This window comes from Flavobacterium sp. (assembly GCF_031409475.1).
GTDB lineage: Bacteria > Bacteroidota > Bacteroidia > Flavobacteriales > Flavobacteriaceae > Flavobacterium.
This window is the reverse complement of sequence record NZ_JANNXH010000025.1, coordinates 1-21,656: the sequence shown is the minus strand read 5'-3', so window position 1 is coordinate 21,656 and position 21,656 is coordinate 1. Positions and strand designations below refer to the sequence as shown.

Here is a 21,656-nt window from a genome sequence, read left to right as displayed (position 1 = left end):
GTTTTTTCGGTGTCAAAAAAGTTACGTTCCTCAATAGAAATGTATTCGTCAAGATTGGCATTTTTGATATTGTCTTTGGCTTTTTGAACCGCACTTGGCGCTTTGTCAAAACCTTTTATGGTGTAATGAAATTCTCGAATTTTTTTCATCAAGGAATCCATAATCGAATCGAATAAATCGTTGTCCCAATCGTTCCATTTTTCGAAAGCAAATTCCTTACGGTTAATATTTGCTGGAATATTGCAGGCAATCATTGCGGCTTCCGCCAAAAATGTTCCCGAGCCACACATTGGATCCAAGAAATCACCTTGACCATCCCAACCCGAAAGCAACAAAATCCCTGCTGCCAAAACTTCGTTTATAGGTGCAATATTTGTCGCGGTTCTATAACCACGTTGGTGCAACGAATTTCCGGAAGTATCTAGCGCAACCGAAACTTGGTCTTTGTCAATATGAATATTTATTCTCAAATCAGGGTGCACTTTTTCGATACTTGGACGTTGACCTGTTCGTTCCCGAAACTGATCGACAATGGCATCTTTACATTTTTGCGAAACAAACTCCGAATGATTAAAATACTCCGAATGCACCGTTGCATCAATCACAAAAGTTTGATTAGCATTGATGAATTTTGACCAATTCACACCCGAAATTCCTTTGTACAAAGCTTGTTCGTCTCTCGCTTTAAAGAAATATATGGGTTTAAGAATTTTTAAAGCCGTTCTTAATGACAAGTTTGCCTTGTACATAAATCCTTTATCGCCTTTAAAACTTACCATTCGCACACCTTGCTCTACATCTTGTGCGCCAAGCATTTTCAACTCATTTGCCAGTATTTCTTCAAAACCAAAAAAGGTTTTGGCAATCATTCTAAAATTCTCCATTTATACTATTAATGTCAATTGCAAAAATTAAATAAAACCAAATCAATCAAAAATTAATCTTGGAATTAATTACGCAAAAATAGTCTAAATTTGCACTTTAATTGAAATTCAAATAAATAAATGTCAGATTCCAATCAACCAAAAACCAAAAACGATAAACCAGTAACAAAAAATTGGTTTGCTTCTTGGTTTGATACGCCCTATTATCACATTCTTTACAAAGAACGAAATTACAGAGAAGCGCAGGTTTTTATGGACAATTTGACGCATTATCTTAATCTTCCCGAAAAGGCAAAAGTATTGGATTTGGCTTGTGGCAAAGGACGTCATTCTATTTATTTGAACCAGCTGGGTTATGAAGTTGTAGGCGCAGATTTGTCCGAAAACAGTATAAACGAAGCCAACAAGAACAGCACCGAAACGCTTCATTTTCAGGTACATGATATGCGAGATGTTTTTGAAGATAAGTTTGACGCCATCTTTAATTTATTTACCAGTTTTGGTTATTTCGAAAATGACGAAGACAATCTCACCACTTTAAAAGCAATGAAAGAAAGCCTTACTGAATATGGTTTTGCCGTAATTGACTTCATGAATGTCAATCAGGTTATCAATAACATCGTTCCCGAAGAAATAAAAACAGTTAACGAAATTGATTTTCATATTAAACGTTATGTTGCTGATGGTCATATTTACAAAGAAATCGATTTTGAAGATCAAGGGGAGAAATATCATTTCACCGAAAAAGTAAAAGCATTAACGCTCCAAGATTTCGAAGTATTAATGGAAGAAGCTGGCATTTTCTTGTTGGATATTTTTGGAGATTATAAACTAAAGAAATTCCACAAAACCGATAGTGAACGATTAATTATGATATTTAAATAACGTAGTTTCGGTTATTTGTTTATTCGGTTAATTGTCTATTTTGACGAATCACCAAATAAACGAATTAACGAATTAACATATAAACATGAATTACCTATTACCCTTACTTTCAGTACTATTAGGCTACGGAATTGCTTTGTTTTTAAAACCAAAAAACATTTCAAACCTCAAATTATTGCTGGCTTTCAGCGGTTCGTTTTTGCTATCACTTACTGTAATGCATTTGTTGCCAGAAATTTACGAAAGTAAAAACCACAACATTGGACTTTTTATCATGTTAGGGATTTTATTCCAAATTGTTTTAGAATTTTTCTCCAAAGGTGCTGAACACGGTCACGTTCATGGTCACGAAAAAATGCATCAAATGCCTTGGTTACTATTTATAAGCCTTTGTATTCATGCCTTTATGGAAGGTTTTCCGGTGAGTCATCATCACGATTTAGCCGTTGGAATTGCTATACACCATTTGCCAATTGCTATCATACTTACTGCCTTTTTTATCAATGCAAGTCTAAACAAAAAAGCCATTTTTATCTTTATGGTAACTTTTGCAATTATGACGCCACTAGGAACAATTGTGTCAGATTATTTACCAATATTAAACGACTATTACACCGAAATTACAGCCATAGTCATCGGAATATTATTCCACATTTCGTCCACTATCATTTTCGAAAGTAGCGAAGGACATAAGTTCAATATCGCCAAGGTTTCGATGATAATTTTGGGGATTGCGTTGGCGTATTTTATTTAGCCATTTATTAAAATATTTCACTAAATTTGTAAAAAAATTAAAATGGAAGCAACTATTTTAGAAAGAATCACCATAAAACCAGACGTTTGCAATGGAAAACCAACGGTTAGAGGAATGAGAATAACTGTAGAAACCATTTTACAGTACTTATCCGCTGGAGATGCTGTGGAAACTATTTTAGAAGCCTATCCTTTTCTTGAAAAAGAAGATATTCAGGCTTGTATTGCCTTTGCTTTAAAAAACTTATCCTCCAATAAAAATGATATTCAATTAGCCAGTTAACTATGGATTTTTCATTTTTAGTAGATGTCAATTTACCAAAATACTTCAGCTTTTTTAATGATAATCGTTTTGCCTTTGTATCCGACATTGATTTACAAATGAGTGATACCGAAATATGGGATTATGGTTTGAAAAATAAATTGGTCATTCTCACAAAGGACACTGATTTCTACAACCGTTTCTTGGTTTCTTCAACTGCTCCAAAAATAATTTATTTCCAATTAGGCAATTTTTCATTGAAACAATTATATCAATATTTTAATGAAAATTGGGATAAAATTCAATCGGAGATTGAAAATACAAAACTTATTATTGCAAAAGAAAATCATATTGAATGTATTAAATGAAAACAATTTTTAATTTAATACTAATTACAAAACGACAATAACTTTCTTAAAATGTAAATTATTAAATAACTAGATGAAAAAAAAAATAAAAATTTCAACAATTACCCTATCACTTTTGCTTTTAACATCCTGTGGTTTTAAACTAAAAGTTATACCTGGAGAGCATTTTACAAAACAAACCACCTTATCAATAGGTAATTACGATGATGCAATTGGAACAGTAAAAGAGCTCACTTATCTTTTAAAATTAGAAGGATTTAATGTTATTTCTCCATCTTCAGCTTCAAATGCAGTAAACTATAAGGATCCATTTAATGACATTTCTAAGAATAAAGAACTTCAAAAAATATTCAGTATAAGCGACTTAAATTCAATTTATTCAATAAAACTAGATTACCATTATTCAAAAGATAAAAAAGGTTATACTAATTTTTATTTATCAGTTATTGATCCTAATGGTAGGGTTATTATGTATGGTCATTTTATGAATGAAATGATAGGGCAACATAGCTTATTAAAAAAGGTTGCAAAAAAATTAGCACAACAAATAAAATGATTTTCAAAACTTACAAATAATTTTAGTGTCGAATACAAAATATACCGCATTTAATCAAAACTTTGTAACTTTGAATCTTTACAATTTTTAATCTAAAAAATGACCTTCACCAAAACCACCGAACAATCCTCGAAATACGAACATTTAGAAAAAATGTCCGTTCCCGAATTACTTTCTAATATCAATCAGGAAGACAAAACGGTTCCTTTTGCTGTAGAAAAAGCCTTGCCACAAATCGAAGCTTTGATTATTGAAATCGTAGCAAAAATGAAACTCGGCGGAAGATTATTTTACATTGGTGCCGGAACTTCTGGGCGATTAGGTGTTGTAGATGCATCGGAATGTCCGCCAACATTTGGCGTTCCTTTCGACTTGGTCAACGGCATCATTGCTGGTGGTGATAAAGCCATTCGCCGTGCAGTAGAAAATGCCGAAGACGATGCAAACCAAGCCTGGATTGATTTACAAGAACACAATATCAACGAAAATGATGTCGTAATTGGCATCGCCGCATCGGGAACAACACCTTATGTTATTGGTGGTTTAGAGGCTTGCAACCTAAATAACATTATTACAGGAAGTATTTCTTGCAATGCTGGAAGTCCACTTTCGCTAACTGCAAAGTTCCCAATAGATGTTGTCGTTGGACCAGAATTCGTTACCGGAAGTTCTAGAATGAAAGCAGGAACTGCACAAAAATTAGTATTGAACATGATATCGACTGCCACAATGATTCAGCTCGGGAAAGTGAAAGGCAATAAAATGGTAGACATGCAATTGAGCAATAGCAAACTCGTAGATCGTGGCGTAAAAATGATTATGGGAGAAATTCCTGTAACTTATGAAAAAGCAGCTGAATTACTCAAAAAACATGGCAGTGTGAGAAAAGCAGTTGATTCATTTCAATCACAATTATAATGCATATTTTTGCAGTAAATTTTAAATTTAAAATCACGAAAAATGCCAACTAACCAACAACTTTTGTCCAAAGGAATAAAATACATCGCTGGAGCTTTGCCTTGTCTTTTTATTGGTCCACCAGTGCTTTATTTTGCTTTTATAAATAAATTGCAACCCTTATTTTGGTTGGTTTTCGGTATTGGCGCAGCACTTTGTTTGGCGGCGATGGCGTTATTGTTTTTTGGATTATTGACAATCATGAAAAGTTTATTTAATGACTGAATGCAACTATTAATGCACATTTTGAAATAAAAACCATAGACCACAACAATATTTATATTGAAATTGTAAAAAAGAATTAAAAACGTTACAAACGATTCTTAAAAATTAATTAATTGTATATTATGCGATTATTTATCCTACAAATATGAAAAAAATAACAGTACTCCTACTAGTTTTAAATTTCGTTTCCTGCTATAAAGTAGAACACAATTGTAACGATTTCAAAACGGGAAAGTTTAAATTTACTCAGGAAATTAAAGGAGAGAAGAAAACCTCAACATTTGAGCGAACAGAAAATTTACAAATTGAAACCTTCGATGGCAAAACAGATACCGCTAGTATTCGTTGGGTAGGCGAATGTGAATTTGTGTTAGAAAAATTACATCCAAAAAATATGCAAGAAAAAAAAGCCATCAGCATGAAAATTATCAGTACAAAAAATAAAACCTATATCTTTGAATATTCATTTGTGGGTAATGATCAAAAACAACGTGGCACGGTGACAAAACTGAATTAATTCAGTAACAAATAACTATAAAGAATCAATAAATGGAAGAATTATTGCTTAATCCAAATGCTTGGATTGCCTTATTAACATTAACTTTTTTAGAAATTGTTTTGGGAATTGATAATATCATTTTTATCTCAATTGCAACAGGAAAGTTACCCGAAGCGCAACGCAAAAAAGCCACCAAAATTGGAATGTTTTTGGCCATGTTCATGAGAATAGTGTTGCTTTTAGGTATTTCCGTTTTAATTGCCATGAAAGAACCTTGGATTAGCTTTAATTATGGATGGTTAAGTGCCCAAATTTCTGGACAAAGTATTATTTTATTGCTTGGTGGTTTATTTTTGATTTATAAAAGTACTAAGGAAATTCACGAAAAAGTAGATGAAAAAGGCGAAGAAGAAAAAGAGCTAAAAAAATCGGCTGCAAAATCTTTTGGAAGTGTTATTTTTCAAATCATATTGATTGATTTGGTTTTCTCATTCGATAGTATTTTAACCGCTGTTGGAATGACAAACGGAGTCGATGGTGCTTTGTATATTATGATAACCGCTGTTGTTATTTCCGTTTTAATCATGATGCAATTTGCGGTTCCTGTTGGAAAATTTGTCAACAAAAATCCTTCTATTCAAATTCTTGGATTATCATTTTTGATTCTAATCGGATTTATGCTAATAACAGAAAGTGCACATTTAGCAAATGCTTCTTTTTTTGGGAATCATGTCGATGTAGTTCCAAAAGGCTATCTATATTTTGCGATTTCGTTTTCGCTTTTAGTAGAAGTTTTAAACATGAAAATTACAAAAAACAAAAAATAACTAATCACAGAAAAGCGCTTCAATCGGAGCGCTTTTTAGCATTTAAAATAATGTAATTTGACCGTCTTCGTTAGGTTGTATGTCTTCAATGTCCTCATCTGAAATTTCAATTTCTGTCTCTCCTATGACCTCCAGATCTTCAGGGATAACTTCGGCAGGAACTTCATAAACTAATGGTTCTAACAAATTCACTTGTTTTAATTTATCAGTCGTCAATTGATTTCCAAGTGCTTTAAAGCCTTTTACTGCAATAAAACTCTCGATATCCACCGTTAGATTTTCTTTCTGAACACCTTTCACTTTATTAAAAACCAATTCGGCAACCGGGCGATAATCCGTTGAAACGATTTCTAATTGGGAGTTGGTATGTTCTGTAATAAAACTCTCTTCTTTGCCTTCGGTTTCCACCAAAAACCGTTTTACATAATAGCGTTCTTTTTCGCCATCATAATAAATCGCTGAAATGGGTTTCTTGGGATGCCATTTTTCCAAAACTACCATGTCTTCATCAAAATGGGTGGACAATTCCGGAATAATAACTTTCAATTTTCCCGTTTGAGAAATCACAAGAATTTTATCATTAGGTCGGAATTCGCCCAATAATTCACCTCTTGCATCCACATTTAATTTCTGAACCGTATCATCAAACCATACTTTTCGTGGTTTTAAAGTAGAGATTCCTTTTTCCTTAATTTCAATTTTCTTGATGGGATACTTAGTTACCAAATTCCCTTTGGATGAACGACCTTTTATAGCCATTGCGGCAAAATCTAAATCCCATTTTAATTTTTTAATGCTTCCCACTTGACGCAATAAAATAGTAATTACTTCCGCTTCACCATTAGGATTATGGGTGAAATACAAAACCTGCGAGCCTTTGTTTTCATTGGTTAAATCGTATAATTTATCACGAGTAACACCCGAAACATTAAAACGTTTGATATACGCTGGACCCGATTTTCCATCGCGATAAATCATGTTGTAAATGGTACGTTTATCACTTTTGTCAAAAATAGCGATGTGAATAATATCTTTCCCAATGAACTTTTTATCATCCACTTTACAGATCATCATATTTCCGTCGCGAAGGAAAACAATCACATCATCAATATCAGAACAATCGGTAACGTATTCGTCTTTTTTCAAACCTGTTCCTACAAAACCTTCTTCCCTATTGACATACAATTTGGTGTTACGCAAAGCGACTTTTGTAGCTTCAATATTATCAAAACTTCGTAGCTCCGTTAGACGATCACGACCTTTTCCGTATTTCTCTTTTAGTTTAGTAAAATAGGCAATTGCAAAATCGATTAGATGTTCTAAATCGTGTTTTACTTGTTCGATATCGCTTTCCAAAGCTTCTATTTTATCTTGTGCTTTGTTACTGTCGAATTTCGAAATACGCATAATTCGAATGTCCAATAAACGGAGAATATCCTCTTCGGTAACGGCGCGTTTCAAGTTCTTGGTAAATGGTTTTAATCCATCGTCAACAGCTTGTATTACACCTTCACGAGTGGTTTTATCTTCAATGTCACGATATATTTTATTTTCGATAAAAATACGTTCTAACGAAAGAAAATGCCATTGCTCTTCCAGTTCACGCAACTGGATTTCGAGTTCACTCTTTAAAAGTTGTACCGTTCTTTCTGTCGAGATTTTCAACATGTGTGAAACACCAACAAAAAGCGGTTTATTGTCTTCAATGACACAACCTAAAGGCGCTACCGAAGTTTCACAAGCAGTAAAAGCAAACAAGGCATCAATGGTTTTATCAGGAGAAACGCCTGGAAAAAGATGGATTAATATTTCCACTTCAGCGGCAGTATTGTCCTCTATTTTTTTGATTTTGATTTTGCCTTTTTCATTGGCTTTCAAAATACTGTCAATTAAAGTGGTGGTATTAGTCGAAAACGGAATTTGGGTAATAACCAACGTATTCTTATCCAATTGTGCAATTTTGGCACGTACGCGAACTCTTCCGCCACGCAAACCGTCATTATAATTAGATATATCGGCAATTCCTGCCGTTTGAAAATCGGGGAAAATGGAAAATGGTTTCCCTTTCAGAATTTTTATCGAAGCATCAATCAATTCGTTGAAATTATGAGGCAACACTTTCGTGGATAAACCTACGGCAATTCCTTCCGCTCCAGAAGCTAGAAGTAATGGAAACTTTACAGGAAGATTATTAGGTTCGGCACGACGACCATCATAAGAAACGCCCCAATCGGTAATTTTTGGCGAATACAAAACCTCCAAAGCAAACTTCGACAAACGTGCTTCAATGTATCGAGAAGCCGCAGCGCTATCACCCGTTAGGATGTTTCCCCAGTTTCCTTGGCAATCAATCAACAATTCTTTTTGGCCAATTTGCACCATGGCATCGCCAATACTCGCATCTCCGTGAGGATGATACTGCATGGTGTGCCCTACAACATTGGCAACCTTGTTGTACCGACCATCATCCAACTCTTTCAACGAGTGCATGATTCGTCGTTGTACAGGTTTGAAACCGTCTTCAATAGCAGGAACGGCGCGTTCTAGAATTACATACGAAGCATAATCCAAAAACCAATCTTTGTACATTCCTGTAACTTTGGTAATGGTATCTTCGGCATTTTCATCATTCTCGTAGAAATGATTTCCACCCGAAGAAACGATGTCATCAAAGCCTTCGTCAGCTGATGAATCGTTTAAGTCGTCGTTGGTTTCGTCTTCTGGAATGTTATCTTCTTCGTCTTTCATTTATGCTGAATTGTTTCAGTATTTCTTTTATAAAAGGTTTTACCGACTCTTTGTATATGTTCTTCCAAATCTGGAGAATTCAATAAATCAAAAATGGATATATCAAACAAATATGGCGTGTTTAAATCTTCAATATCAGAACTTACACTTCCAATTAAACTATAATTTAAATCATCTCCAAACATTGATAAATCTATATCTGATCCAGTTCTATAATTACCTTTAGCTCTTGAACCATAAATAATTACTTTGTTAATTTCAGGATATTTTTCAAACACTGAATTAATTTTATTGATTGTTTCTTGATTTATACCAAATTCCATTATAAAAAAGTTTTCATTTTTTTACTAAAATTTGTTATTTCTAAAAAATAAACTTCATTTATTTTATGCACTATTTTATCCGCAGTTTCTTGATTATAAGTATGTACACTTTCATTTCGACTATCTATCATATCCATCCAAACTTGTCCTTCTTGAATCAAACCTTTATTAAAAGCTTCTCTTGTTGCACTTCTTGAACCAATAATATTCTGAATTCCTTCAAAAGTCAAAAAATCTTTCATAACATTCCATGCTAATTCGTGCGTATATTCAAAACTCTGAATTAAGCCTTGTTCTTCTAAATCATTAAGTTCCTCTTTGACTATGAATTTTGTAAGTTGACTTAATGCTTTTTCAAAATTAGCATATCTTTGTTTCCAGCGTACATCTTGATTTTCCATACTTTATAATTTTAATTTGCCTCAATTGTATCCAGTTCGACCTTCAAGTTATTTATGATAAAAATCTGACGATCTGGCGTATTTTTTCCCATATAGAATGATAACAATTGTTCTACCGAGGTGTTTTTATCCATCATCACTGGATCTAATCGAATGGTTTCTCCAATAAAATTTTTGAATTCGTCGGGCGATATTTCTCCCAAACCTTTAAATCGTGTGATTTCAGGTTTTGGCTTTAATTTTTCGATAGCGTCTTTGCGTTCCTCATCGGAATAACAATAGATGGTTTCTTTTTTATTTCGAACTCTAAAAAGTGGCGTTTGCAAAATATACAAATGTCCTTCTTTGATTAATTCCGGGAAAAATTGGAGGAAGAACGTAATCAATAATAATCGAATGTGCATTCCGTCCACATCGGCATCGGTAGCAATAACAATATTATTATAGCGCAACTTTTCTAATCCATCTTCAATATCTAAAGCGGATTGCAATAAGTTGAATTCTTCATTTTCATACACAATCTTTTTACTCATTCCGTATGAATTCAAAGGCTTACCGCGCAAACTAAACACGGCTTGTGTATTGACATCTCGAGATTTGGTTATCGAACCCGAAGCAGAATCTCCCTCGGTGATAAACAGCGTGCTTTCTAAATTCCTTGGGTTTTTAGTATCGGGTAAATGCGCACGACAATCTCTTAATTTTTTATTGTGCAAATTGGCTTTCTTGGCTCTATCGGTAGCTAATTTACGAATACCCGATAATTCTTTTCGTTCGCGTTCGGCTTGCAAAATTTTACGCAACAAAGCATCAGCAGTTTGCGGATTTTTATGCAGGTAATTGTCTAATTTATTTTTTACAAAATCGTTGACAAACGTTCTAACGGAAGGCATTCCAGCTTCTGAACCCATATCGGTAGAACCTAATTTGGTTTTGGTTTGCGATTCAAAAACAGGTTCCATGACTTTGATGCTAATCGCAGTTACTATCGATTTTCGAACATCCGAAGCTTCGAAAGGTTTGTTATAATATTCCCGAATGGTTTTTACAATGGCTTCACGATAAGCCGCCAAATGCGTTCCTCCTTGTGTTGTGTTTTGTCCATTTACAAACGAATGGTATTCTTCTGAATATTGCGTTTTACTGTGTGTTAAGGCAATTTCTATATCATCGCCTTTCAAATGAATGATTGGATATTCAAGATCATCCGCATTAATAGTTTCTTCTAGTAAATCTTTCAGACCATTTTCGGAATAGTATTTTTCGCCGTTGAACAAAATGGTCAAACCATTGTTTAAGTAACAATAATTTTTGAGCATTTTAATCACATATTCGTAACGGAATTTGTAGTTTTTGAAAATAGCTTCATCTGGAATGAAGGTTACTTTGGTTCCTTTACGCTTCGTGGTTTCGATAATATCTTCATCGAGCACTAAATTTCCTCCCGAAAATTCTGCTGCTTTTTGTTTGTCATCACGAACAGATTCTACACGAAAATAATGGGATAAAGCATTCACGGCTTTAGTTCCAACACCATTTAAACCTACAGATTTTTTAAAAGCCAAAGAATCATACTTCCCACCCGTATTCATTTTAGAAACTACGTCAATTACTTTTCCTAGCGGAATGCCACGACCATAATCGCGAACCGTAACGGTTTTGTCTTTTATAGTAACTTCGATATTTTTTCCTGCACCCATGACAAATTCATCGATACAATTGTCCATGACTTCTTTGAGCAAAATATAAATCCCATCATCTGGCGAAGAACCATCACCTAGCTTTCCGATGTACATTCCGGGACGCATACGGATGTGTTCTTTCCAGTCGAGTGAGCGTATATTATCTTCGTCGTATTTCGTGGTTTGGTCTGACATTTTAAAAATTATCGAATTTAACTGTGTTCTGTTTGGTCTTTGCAAAGAAAGTCGACCATGAGTTTGCTAATGTAGTGTAAATTGACAATCTTTAAAAGAGGGAAATATCAAAAGTTATTAAGAATGTTTTTGACAATAACAGATTGCAGATTTAAAACTTGCTATTTGGAAATTTTCCTATATTCAAATTCCCCACCAAGTTTTTTTAAATTTAAAATACGTTTAAATTCAGTTCTTGAAGGTTTGAAAATAAAAGAGGATGAATCAAGCCTTATTGATTTTACTTTTGTCAATGAATCTATTCGCTTTAAATCTTGCTTAGAATATATAAACTTGATTTTAAGGCTAGTTTTTTCTATACTTATTGATTTTATTTTCCAATAAATCGAATCCTTGTAGTTAAGAACCAATTTGCCATCGAATCGTTTGGCTTTCTGTGTGGCTGAAAAAATAAAAAAAGTATCAATTTGTTTATTTGAAAATTCTATAGAATCTTTTAGTAGCCTATAATCAAATACTTCATTGTCATCTTTGGATATATACTTGCCATTTGAAAAAATAAATTCATTTTCCAATGAATCACTATATTTTTTGTGAAATTTAAATTTAAAAAAACTTTCTTTAAGTATAATATTCTCATTAATATTCAAATAAACCGAATCTGAATTCATAAACAATCCTTTAAATTTATTGGGGATTTTAGACAATTCAGCATCATTTATGGGTTGGGGATTTTCGAAATAAAAATCGAGTCCATCAGGCACATATTCTTCTTTTTTACAAGAAAGAAAAATAAATAAAGACAACACTAAAAAATATTTTTTCATTTTCTTTAATTCTAAAATTTGATGTGAAATTACAGATAAAAATCATAAATCCAATTGAATTGCAATCACGATTATACCCCAGATTGAAGTACAAAACATCAATAATTGCTGTAAATTTTAGCTCTATATCATTATGTTAAGGTTTTATTTGTCATTCTGACGCAGGAAGAATCTTGATAGTTTTGAGATTCCTCGTGCCTCGGAATGACAAAATTATGGAGTTTGTTTCCTAATTTATTGACATTGGGATAAAACCAAGGGCAATTCAAAAAAAAACCGCTCAATTTTTTGAACGGTTCATCTTAATACTTGATACTTAAATCTTGATTCTTTTTAAACGTTAAACCTAAAATGCATTACATCGCCATCTTTAACAACATATTCTTTTCCTTCTACTTTGAATTTTCCCGCTTCTTTGCATTTGGCTTCTGAACCATAATGCACGTAGTCTTCATATCCAATTACTTCGGCGCGGATGAATCCTTTTTCAAAATCGGTATGGATAACTCCTGCAGCTTGCGGTGCGGTTGCTCCAATATTAATCGTCCAAGCACGAACTTCTTTGACGCCTGCGGTAAAATAAGTTTGTTGTTTTAGTAATTTATAAGCGGCACGAATCAAAACTGATGCTCCAGATTCGGTTAAACCCATATCTTCCAGGAAAATTTGGCGTTCTTCGTAACTTTCTAGTTCTGTAATGTCGGCTTCGGCACCAACAGAAAGTACAATAACCTCTGCATCTTCATCTTTTACTAGTTCGCGAACTTGATCAACATAAGCGTTTCCATTAACCGCTGAATTTTCATCAACATTACAAACATACAAAACGGGTTTTGATGTTATTAATTGAAAATTTTCGAACAATTCTTCTTCTTCGTATCCTTTTGGAATAACGGTTCTGGCTGATTTTGCTTGAAGTAATGTTTCTCTAATTCTGTTGAGTAAACCTTCTTCGAGTTGGGCTTCTTTGTTTCCTGTTTTTGCAGCGCGTTTTACTTTTTCGAGACGTTTTTCAACAGTTTCTAAATCTTTTAATTGCAATTCAATATCTATGGTTTCTTTATCGCGAATAGGATTTACATTGCCATCAACGTGTACAATATTATCATTGTCAAAACAACGCAAAACATGAATAATGGCATTACATTCTCTAATATTTCCTAGAAATTGATTTCCCAAACCTTCGCCTTTACTTGCTCCTTTTACTAAACCTGCAATATCAACGATATCAACAGTTGCCATTTGAACCCGTTCTGGCTTTACTAATTCTTCTAGTTTTTCGATTCTTGGATCTGGAACGTTTACGACTCCTATATTTGGTTCTATGGTACAAAACGGAAAATTAGCACTTTGCGCTTTGGCATTTGATAAACAATTGAATAAGGTTGATTTTCCTACGTTTGGTAATCCTACAATTCCTGCTTTCATTACAATTTTAATTTAATCCCGAAGTTTTGGGAGTGCAAATATACCAATTAATAAAGGTTGGTGAAACAAAAAAAAGCATAATACACAAATGACAATAATATCAATCTATTTTTACCAAATAAATAATTTAATCAGCTACTATTATTGATATGATAATCATATTGTTAAAATGTACTTTTATGAATATTCTAAAAAATGATAACTTTTTTATAAAAAAATAAATAATTTGCACATATTTTGCCAAAAAAAATTATATTAGCAACTTAATACAAACCAAATTTTAACCAAATTAAATTAATTATGAAAAAATTTACATTATTATTTCTTTTGCTAAATGTCAGTTTTCTTTTTGCTCAAAAAGAAGTTTCAGGCGTAGTAAAAGATAATGCCGGTAATGGTTTACCAGGCGTTAACATTGTTGAGAAAGGTTCTACGAATGGAGTCTCGACCGACATTGATGGTGCTTACAAAATTAAAGTACAAGATGGTGCTACTTTAGTTTTTAGCTATGTAGGATTTGCTAATGTTGAAAAAGCAGCAACAAGCAATTCTATAAACGTGACCATGTCAGAAAATGGTGGTAACCTTGATGAAGTTGTGGTTGTAGGAACAAGAACTGCTCCTAGAAGTAACACAACATCTGCATTACCCGTTGATGTACTGTCTGCAAAAGACTTGACTTCAACCGGTCAAGCATCATTTGACAAAGCATTACAATACAGAATTCCATCGTTTAACACGGTTCAAACTCCGGTAAATGATGCAACTTCTTTATTGGATCCTTATGAAATTAGAAATCTAGGACCAAGTAGAACCTTGATCCTTATCAATGGGAAACGTAAAAACATGAGTGCCTTGTTGTACACACAAACGTCTCCTGGACGTGGTGAAACTGGTGCAGATATTTCTGCAATTCCTACAGATGCTATCGAAAGAGTAGAGATACTTCGTGATGGTGCATCGGCTCAATACGGTTCTGATGCTATTGCTGGTGTTATGAACATTATTTTAAAGAAAAACACTGACGGTGGTTCTGCAACTGTAAGAACTGGTATTACTGGCGAAGGTGATGGCGAAATGTTGGGCGTGAGCATAAACAACGGTTCAACTGTAGGCGAAAAAGGATTTATCAACTACACAGTTGATTTTTCTAAAGTTGCTTTAGCAAACAGACCTGGAATTTTGAGTGCACAAGATGAAGCAAATTATTGGGGAGTTCCATTGGCAACAACGCAAGCTTTCCTTTCAAAAAAACCAGATGGTGGGAACATCAATGGTTCACCAGAAACTTCGGCAGCTAAATTTGAAGTTAACGGAGGAAAAGATTTGAGCGAAAACTCTAAAATGTATTATAATGCAGCTTATGTTTACAAAAAAGTAAACTCGTATGCCAATTACAGAGCTCCATATTGGAGAGATTTAGCTTCATATCCTTATCTATTAAGTTTGTACGGTAATGGTACTAATGCAAGTTCTTACGTAGGCTATGTACCAACTTTTATTGGTGACTTAAACGATTACAACGCCACTTTAGGTTTTAAATCACTAAAAAATGGCTGGAATACTGACGCGAGTGTTACAATAGGTGGAAACAAACAAACCTATACCGTAACCAACTCACAAAACAGATCTAAAGATGCTTCTGGTAATTTCATTTATGCTGCAAATCCAAATGTATATACAGGACAAACTACATTCAAACCTGGTGGAACAGCATTTAATCACCTTGTAGGAAATATTGATATTTCAAAAGCACTTTCTGATATTGTAAGTATTGGTTTTGGATCGGAGTTCAGAAGTGAAAATTTTGAAATTATAGCTGGAGACGAAGCCTCTTACGTAGGTCTTGGTGCAGATTCATTTCAAGGAAACACTCCAGAGAGTTCAGGAAAATTTAATCGTTACAATGTAGGTGGTTATTTTGATATTGCTTTTGATTTCACTAAAGATTTCCTAGTTAATGCAACTTTACGTCATGAAGAGTATAGCGATTTTGGAGCTGCTAATGTTTGGAAATTAAGTTCAAGATATAAATTTGCAGATGATAAATTTACTGTAAGAGCATCATTATCTACTGGATTCAGAGCACCATCATTGCACCAAATTTATACTGAAAAATCACAATCAACATTTTCTGGTGGTGCAATTGCCATCACAGGAATTGTAAACAATGTGTCTACAACTGCAAGAAGTTTAGGTGTTCCTAAACTTACTGCTGAGGAATCACAAAACTTTACAGCAGGTTTTGGTTTTAAACCAACTAAAAACTTCAACTTGACACTTGATTATTATGACATCAAAGTTAAAGATCGAATTGTTTTAGGAAACCTTGTTAATGGTCAAGCTTATTTTGTAAACGCAATTGATTCAAAAACTTCAGGATTAGATTTTGTAGCTGGATACAAAAATATTGCACTTGGTTCAGGAAAATTAGCATTGAATCTTTCTGGTAACTATACTCTGGAGAACAAAAGAGTTGGTTCGATTAAAAACCCTGCAAGTGTAACTGCACTTCCTGGAAATCAAACTGTGTTTAATCATACCCAAGATGCATTAATGTTTACTTCTAGACCAAAATTTAAATATATTTTTGGTGGAGATTACGAAATAGGTAAATGGATATGGTCAGTCAACAACACTGTTTTTGGACCTACAAAATTCAAAAATGCTGATTTTTCTAATGTTGATTTAAACACTGAATTTTTAACTAAAATGGTTACTGATTTAGGTATCAATTATAGAGCTACTGATAAAATAACTATTGGATTTAATATGAATAACATTTTTAATGTAGTTCCAGAATTTAAAATTACTGCTGATGCTCCATCAACTAGTGCATTACCAACAGCACAAACAATCATTAGTACACCTGCTTTGTTGAAAAATGAAATCGTAAATATTACTTTTGACGGTCGTTATGACGTCATGAGTTACGATGGTTTTCACTTTAGTCAATTGGGAACAATGTATAATTTATCTTTGAATTATAAATTCTAAAAAACTTTGAAACTTTGTCAAAGTTGTGAACTTTGACAAAGTTAAATAATAGAAAGAGGCACGTTTTACGTGTCTCTTTTTTTATAACCCTATCAGGGTTTAAAACCCAAATACGTTAAATTATTTCCAAAAAAAACCTGTCTTGTTTTAGAACAAGACAGGTTTTTTAATTCAAAATTTTAAATTGAATTTATTCGTTGTGCAAAAAAGCTTGTCTATTGAGTAAGGTTTCTTCGCTTTCTACATGATTTTCATCTGGAATACAACAATCTACAGGACAAACCGCAGCACATTGTGGTTCATCATGAAATCCTTTACACTCGGTACATTTTCCTGGAACGATGTAATACACTTCGTCAGAAATCGGTGTTTGAGCCGCATCTGCATCTACTTCTTCACCATTTGGCAAAATTACTTTTCCTGTTATTTTTGTTCCGTCTTTGTATCTCCAATCATCAGCACCTTCATAAATTGCTGTATTCGGGCATTCTGGTTCACATGCTCCACAATTGATACACTCGTCTGTTATTATTATTGCCATTTTTCCATTTTAGGTTTTAGATTTTAGATTCTGTTCACAACAACAATCTAGTATCTTATGCATCTATTTACTTTTGACTATAACTTTTTATAGCTTATTTTAGCGCAAAATTACAATCAAAACATTACATAAACAAGCATTATGACATTAGAAACAAAAAAAAGTGTTTTTGTTGCATTAGGAGAATTCTTAAGCCAATTTTCTGAAAACGATTGCGTTAAAAAAAATTCTGTTTTACACAACGATTTATTTTTTGATAAATTCATTGCATTAATACACTTATCGCAATCTCATAATGGCTGGTACACGCCAGAACAAGTCTATTTTTCGATACAGTCTTGGACAAAAGCTTTGACTGAAACTAACTTGAATCAATGGATATCGCCTTATTCCTTCGACTGCGCTCAGGATGACAAGAAGGTAAAAACAGTAGCCTTAATTCTTGCGGGAAATATTCCGTTAGTTGGGTTTCACGATTTCTTGTCGGTTTTAATCACAGGAAATAGCGTATTGGTAAAAACATCCTCAAACGATCAGCATTTATTACCTTTTTTGGCAAATTATATTATTGCAATAGAACCCGAATTTGCTGATAGAATTACTTTCGTCGAAGGGAAACTCGAAAATTTCGATGCTGTTATTGCAACAGGAAGCAATAATACTGCTCGTTATTTTGAGTATTATTTTAAAGACAAACCAAGTATTATTCGAAAAAACAGAAACTCGATAGCCGTTTTAGACGGTAACGAAAGTAAAGCACAATTAACCGCTTTAGGCGAAGATATTTTTCGCTATTTTGGATTGGGTTGTCGCAATGTTTCTAAACTTTTTGTTCCAAAAGGCTACACTTTTGATGCTTTTTTCGAAGCAATTTTTGAATTTCAAGAAGTAATTCATTACGAAAAATATGCTAACAATTACGATTACAATAAAGCCGTATTTTTGATGAGCAATTATAAATTACTGGACAATGGCTTTTTGACTCTTAAAGAAGATAAAAGTCATGCCTCACCAATTTCGAGTGTGTTTTATGAGTTTTATGAAAGCCCATCGGATTTACAAACCCGATTGCAATCTGAAAGTGAGCAAATTCAGTGTATAGTGAGCAACAATTTAGTAAAAAACAGCATTGATTTTGGACAAACTCAACAGCCAAAATTATGGGATTATGCAGATAATGTAGATACTATTTCGTTTTTGTTAACAACAAAGTGAAAAATTGTGTAATTATTTCGAATTATTTAACGCTTTTTAAACTCCTATTTCCGAAATTTGCATCTTTAAATTTTGGACATAAACTACACTATGAAAAAACACAACTACAGCGCAGGACCATGTATTTTACCGCAAGAAGTATTTGATAAATCAGCTCAAGCTATTTTAAATTTTAATGATTCGGGATTGTCGATTTTAGAAATTTCGCACCGAAGCAAAGATTTTGTTGCCGTAATGGACGAGGCAAGATCTCTTGCAATTGAATTATTAGGATTAGAAGGCAAAGGTTATCAAGCGCTTTTTCTTGCTGGCGGAGCTAGTTTAGAATTTTTAATGGCACCTTATAATTTAATGAAAGAAGGCGGAAAAGCCGCTTATCTTGATACCGGAACATGGGCAAGTGCAGCTATAAAAGAAGCAAACTTTTTTGGAGAAACTGTAGTTGTAGCTACATCAAAAGCTGAAAATTATAATCATATACCAAAAGGATATGAAGTTCCTAGCGATGCTGATTATTTTCATTGCACGAGTAACAATACCATTTTTGGTACACAAATGAAGGAATTTCCAACGCTGGATATGCCAATCGTTTGCGACATGAGTTCGGATATATTTTCTAGAGTTTTAGATTTCTCAAAATTTGATTTGATTTATGCTGGAGCACAAAAAAATATGGGACCAGCTGGAACAACTTTGATAGTTATAAAAGAAGAAATTCTTGGCAAAAACGGACGTACAATTCCAAGTATGCTCGATTATGCTAAACATATCAAAGCAGAAAGTATGTACAACACACCGCCAGTTTTTCCTGTTTATGCGTCATTATTGACCTTACAATGGTTGAAAAATTTGGGTGGAATTGCGGCCATCGAAAAACTAAATAATGCAAAAGCCACCTTACTGTATACAGAAATAGACCGAAATCCTTTATTCAAAGGAGCATCAGCGGTTGAAGATCGTTCGAATATGAATGCTACTTTTTTACTAAACGATGAAGCTCACGCACCTATTTTTGATGCCATGTGGAAAGCTGCAGGAATTTCTGGTTTGCCCGGACACCGTTCTGTAGGTGGTTACAGAGCATCTATGTACAATGCATTGCCATTAGAAAGTGTGCAAGTTTTGGTTGATGTAATGAAGGAATTAGAAGCAAAAGTTTAGTCAAAAAGCAAATAACTTAGCCCCGATAGTAGTGGAAATCCTTCATTGTTTTTCTTTAAAACAATAAAGATTGTAACGGATAGCGGGAAATAGCTTCTAAAAAATAAAAATAAAAAATTAATTGAGGATGAGATTAGTTTGCTTCAAACTTCGCAACTCCTCGCAATGACAAAAAAATGAAAGTATTAGCCAATGACGGAATTTCAAAAAGTGGAATTCTAGCTTTAGAAAAAAGTGGTTTTGAAGTAATAACTACAAAAGTAGCGCAGGAACAAGTTGCCAATTTTGTAAACGAGAATAACGTAAGCGTAGTTTTGGTGCGTAGCGCGACCAAAGTTCGAAAAGACATTATTGACGCTTGTCCGGGATTAAAAATTATTGGTCGCGGTGGCGTTGGTATGGACAACATCGATGTTGATTATGCCAAAAGCAAAGGAATTCATGTTATAAATACACCTGCATCTTCATCAGAATCGGTGGCGGAATTGGTTTTTGCCCATTTGTTTTCTGGTGTTCGTTTCTTGCATGATTCCAATAGAAATATGCCTCTTGAAGGCGATTCGAACTTTGATGGTTTGAAAAAAGCCTACGCAAACGGAATCGAGTTAAGAGGAAAAACACTAGGAATTGTTGGTATTGGTCGTATTGGTCAAGCTACTGCAAAAATGGCGCTTGGATTAGGCATGAAAGTGATTGCTGCTGATATGTTTATCCCACAAGTTGACGTAAAAGTGGAATTTTTTGACGGTCAATCGGTAACAACAACTATAGTTTCGCAATCATTAGAATCCTTATTTCAAGAAGCTGACTTCATAACATTACACGTTCCTGCACAAGATGGCTATATTGTTAACGAAGCAACCTTGGCAACAATGAAAAATGGCGTAGGTATTGTAAACTGTGCTCGTGGCGGTGTTATTGATGAAATTGCTCTGATAAAAGCATTGGATTCTGGAAAAGTATCTTTTGCAGGATTAGACGTTTTTGAAAGCGAACCAAAACCAGAAATAACAATTTTAATGCATCCAAAAATCTCGTTGACCCCACATATTGGTGCTGCAACTGGCGAAGCGCAAGATAGAATTGGAACAGAATTAGCGAGCCAAATCATTAGTATATTAGGATAATATTTTTGCATTAAATAGTAAAGGGTAATTTATCAACAAGTGTGATAGATTACCCTTTTTTTATTAGATTTGAATTCTAATCTAAATTAAAATCCCATGTTTGAACAATTAACACAATTAGTACAACAATTTGGAACTGACGCAGTCGTAAATAATAATGCCGTTCCAAATGAGCAAAATGAAGCCGTAATGGAGGAAGCTGGATGTTCAATTCTGTCTGGTTTAAAAGATATGGTTGCTGGCGGAAATCTTGGTGACATTGCAGGAATGCTCTCTGGAAAAACGCCAATTGATATGAACAATCCAGTGGTTGCGGAATTAGCAGGAAAAGTAACTGGAAATCTAGGTTCAAAATTTGGATTATCACCTGAAGTCGCTGGTGGCGTCGCTGATGGATTAATTCCGAAAGTATTAGGCGGTTTAGTTAACAAGGCAAATGATACTGGCGACAGTAGTTTTCAAATTTCAGATTTGGTAAATGCTATTTCTGGAGGATCAGGAAATTCCGGATTAATGGATGCCGTTTCTAAATATGGTGGGCAATTTGGATTAGACCAAAACGCGGATGGAAAAGTTGATGCAGGCGATGCAATGGCTGCAGTAACCAAAAATACTGGTGGTCTTGGAGGTTTATTAGGTAAGCTTTTTGGAAGATAAGTAAAAGTCAAAATTTAATGTCTCATTTAGTGAAGCACTAAATTAATTTGCCACAGATTTCAAAGATTAACACAGATTGATTCGTTACACAGCTTAAAAATCTTTTTAATCTTTGAAATCTGTGGCAAAAACTTTTTT

Annotated in this window: 22 protein-coding genes; 14 read left to right on the top strand and 8 right to left on the bottom strand. The window is 33.9% G+C overall.

The annotated features are described in order from the left end of the window. Window positions 1-884: THUMP domain-containing protein (locus RMO53_RS04990; protein ID WP_310378603.1), on the bottom strand; the 884-nt coding region annotated here is incomplete at its 3' end. Between the two features lie 120 nt (window positions 885-1,004). Between RMO53_RS04990 and RMO53_RS04985 the strand changes: the two genes are divergently transcribed. The 9 genes from RMO53_RS04985 (at window position 1,005) to RMO53_RS04945 (ending at window position 6,216) form a co-directional block, all read left to right on the top strand. After that, on the top strand, window positions 1,005-1,769 hold the full coding sequence (locus tag RMO53_RS04985; RefSeq protein WP_310378601.1) for a class I SAM-dependent methyltransferase: 765 nt from the start codon (window positions 1,005-1,007) through the stop codon (window positions 1,767-1,769). An 85-nt stretch (window positions 1,770-1,854) separates the two neighbouring features. Then, the gene (locus RMO53_RS04980) at window positions 1,855-2,523 is read left to right on the top strand and encodes a ZIP family metal transporter (protein WP_310378599.1); all 669 of its coding nucleotides are present in this window, start codon (window positions 1,855-1,857) and stop codon (window positions 2,521-2,523) included. 42 nt (window positions 2,524-2,565) lie between these two features. Continuing rightward, window positions 2,566-2,805, top strand: coding sequence for a DUF433 domain-containing protein (locus RMO53_RS04975; RefSeq protein ID WP_310378597.1), 240 nt, complete (start codon window positions 2,566-2,568; stop codon window positions 2,803-2,805). A gap of 2 nt (window positions 2,806-2,807) precedes the next feature. After that, window positions 2,808-3,152, top strand: coding sequence for a DUF5615 family PIN-like protein (locus RMO53_RS04970; protein WP_310378595.1), 345 nt, complete (start codon window positions 2,808-2,810; stop codon window positions 3,150-3,152). Between the two features lie 73 nt (window positions 3,153-3,225). Next, entirely contained in the window at window positions 3,226-3,708 is a 483-nt protein-coding gene (locus RMO53_RS04965) for a hypothetical protein (protein WP_310378594.1), read from the top strand. 99 nt (window positions 3,709-3,807) lie between these two features. Then, window positions 3,808-4,626, top strand: coding sequence for an N-acetylmuramic acid 6-phosphate etherase (gene murQ, locus RMO53_RS04960; RefSeq protein ID WP_310378592.1), 819 nt, complete (start codon window positions 3,808-3,810; stop codon window positions 4,624-4,626). A gap of 42 nt (window positions 4,627-4,668) precedes the next feature. Then, complete coding sequence (locus RMO53_RS04955) at window positions 4,669-4,890, top strand: DUF6095 family protein (protein WP_310378590.1); 222 nt, start codon at window positions 4,669-4,671, stop codon at window positions 4,888-4,890. Between the two features lie 145 nt (window positions 4,891-5,035). Then, complete coding sequence (locus tag RMO53_RS04950; RefSeq protein WP_310378588.1) at window positions 5,036-5,407, top strand: DNA topoisomerase IV; 372 nt, start codon at window positions 5,036-5,038, stop codon at window positions 5,405-5,407. Between the two features lie 32 nt (window positions 5,408-5,439). Continuing rightward, complete coding sequence (locus tag RMO53_RS04945) at window positions 5,440-6,216, top strand: TerC family protein (protein ID WP_310378586.1); 777 nt, start codon at window positions 5,440-5,442, stop codon at window positions 6,214-6,216. A gap of 42 nt (window positions 6,217-6,258) precedes the next feature. Here the strand turns inward: RMO53_RS04945 and RMO53_RS04940 are convergent, their stop codons facing one another. From RMO53_RS04940 to ychF, 6 genes are all read right to left on the bottom strand, one after another. Beyond that, a complete protein-coding gene (locus tag RMO53_RS04940; RefSeq protein WP_310378584.1) occupies window positions 6,259-8,964 on the bottom strand; it encodes a DNA gyrase/topoisomerase IV subunit A in 2,706 nt (901 codons plus the stop codon). Next, window positions 8,961-9,287 carry a nucleotidyltransferase domain-containing protein gene (locus tag RMO53_RS04935; RefSeq protein WP_310378582.1) on the bottom strand — a complete coding sequence of 109 codons (327 nt, stop codon included), beginning with the start codon at window positions 9,285-9,287 and terminating at the stop codon, window positions 8,961-8,963. Before RMO53_RS04935 ends, RMO53_RS04940 begins: the two co-directional genes overlap by 4 nt. Beyond that, complete coding sequence (locus RMO53_RS04930; RefSeq protein WP_310378581.1) at window positions 9,287-9,688, bottom strand: nucleotidyltransferase substrate binding protein; 402 nt, start codon at window positions 9,686-9,688, stop codon at window positions 9,287-9,289. Before RMO53_RS04930 ends, RMO53_RS04935 begins: the two co-directional genes overlap by 1 nt. Before the next feature lie 11 nt (window positions 9,689-9,699). Further along, a complete protein-coding gene (locus tag RMO53_RS04925; protein WP_310378580.1) occupies window positions 9,700-11,565 on the bottom strand; it encodes a DNA topoisomerase IV subunit B in 1,866 nt (621 codons plus the stop codon). Between the two features lie 161 nt (window positions 11,566-11,726). After that, window positions 11,727-12,392 carry a hypothetical protein gene (locus RMO53_RS04920; RefSeq protein WP_310378578.1) on the bottom strand — a complete coding sequence of 222 codons (666 nt, stop codon included), beginning with the start codon at window positions 12,390-12,392 and terminating at the stop codon, window positions 11,727-11,729. A 333-nt stretch (window positions 12,393-12,725) separates the two neighbouring features. Continuing rightward, entirely contained in the window at window positions 12,726-13,820 is a 1,095-nt protein-coding gene (gene ychF, locus RMO53_RS04915; protein ID WP_310378576.1) for a redox-regulated ATPase YchF, read from the bottom strand. 300 nt (window positions 13,821-14,120) lie between these two features. Here ychF and RMO53_RS04910 point away from each other — a divergent pair, with 300 nt between their 5' ends. Continuing rightward, window positions 14,121-16,817, top strand: a complete 2,697-nt coding sequence (locus RMO53_RS04910) for a TonB-dependent receptor (protein WP_310378575.1) — start codon at window positions 14,121-14,123, stop codon at window positions 16,815-16,817. Window positions 16,818-17,007: 190 nt separating this feature from the next. Here the strand turns inward: RMO53_RS04910 and RMO53_RS04905 are convergent, their stop codons facing one another. Beyond that, on the bottom strand, window positions 17,008-17,358 hold the full coding sequence (locus tag RMO53_RS04905) for a 4Fe-4S dicluster domain-containing protein (RefSeq protein ID WP_310378573.1): 351 nt from the start codon (window positions 17,356-17,358) through the stop codon (window positions 17,008-17,010). Window positions 17,359-17,499: 141 nt separating this feature from the next. Between RMO53_RS04905 and RMO53_RS04900 the strand changes: the two genes are divergently transcribed. The 4 genes from RMO53_RS04900 to RMO53_RS04885 all read left to right on the top strand — a co-directional run bounded on the left by RMO53_RS04900 (window position 17,500) and on the right by RMO53_RS04885 (window position 21,518). Continuing rightward, window positions 17,500-18,573 carry an acyl-CoA reductase gene (locus RMO53_RS04900; RefSeq protein WP_310378572.1) on the top strand — a complete coding sequence of 358 codons (1,074 nt, stop codon included), beginning with the start codon at window positions 17,500-17,502 and terminating at the stop codon, window positions 18,571-18,573. 90 nt (window positions 18,574-18,663) lie between these two features. After that, window positions 18,664-19,734, top strand: a complete 1,071-nt coding sequence (gene serC / locus RMO53_RS04895; RefSeq protein WP_310378570.1) for a 3-phosphoserine/phosphohydroxythreonine transaminase — start codon at window positions 18,664-18,666, stop codon at window positions 19,732-19,734. Window positions 19,735-19,910: 176 nt separating this feature from the next. Continuing rightward, window positions 19,911-20,861, top strand: a complete 951-nt coding sequence (locus RMO53_RS04890; protein ID WP_310378568.1) for a D-2-hydroxyacid dehydrogenase — start codon at window positions 19,911-19,913, stop codon at window positions 20,859-20,861. 96 nt (window positions 20,862-20,957) lie between these two features. After that, window positions 20,958-21,518 carry a hypothetical protein gene (locus RMO53_RS04885; RefSeq protein WP_310378566.1) on the top strand — a complete coding sequence of 187 codons (561 nt, stop codon included), beginning with the start codon at window positions 20,958-20,960 and terminating at the stop codon, window positions 21,516-21,518. Window positions 21,519-21,656: the final 138 nt, after the last annotated feature.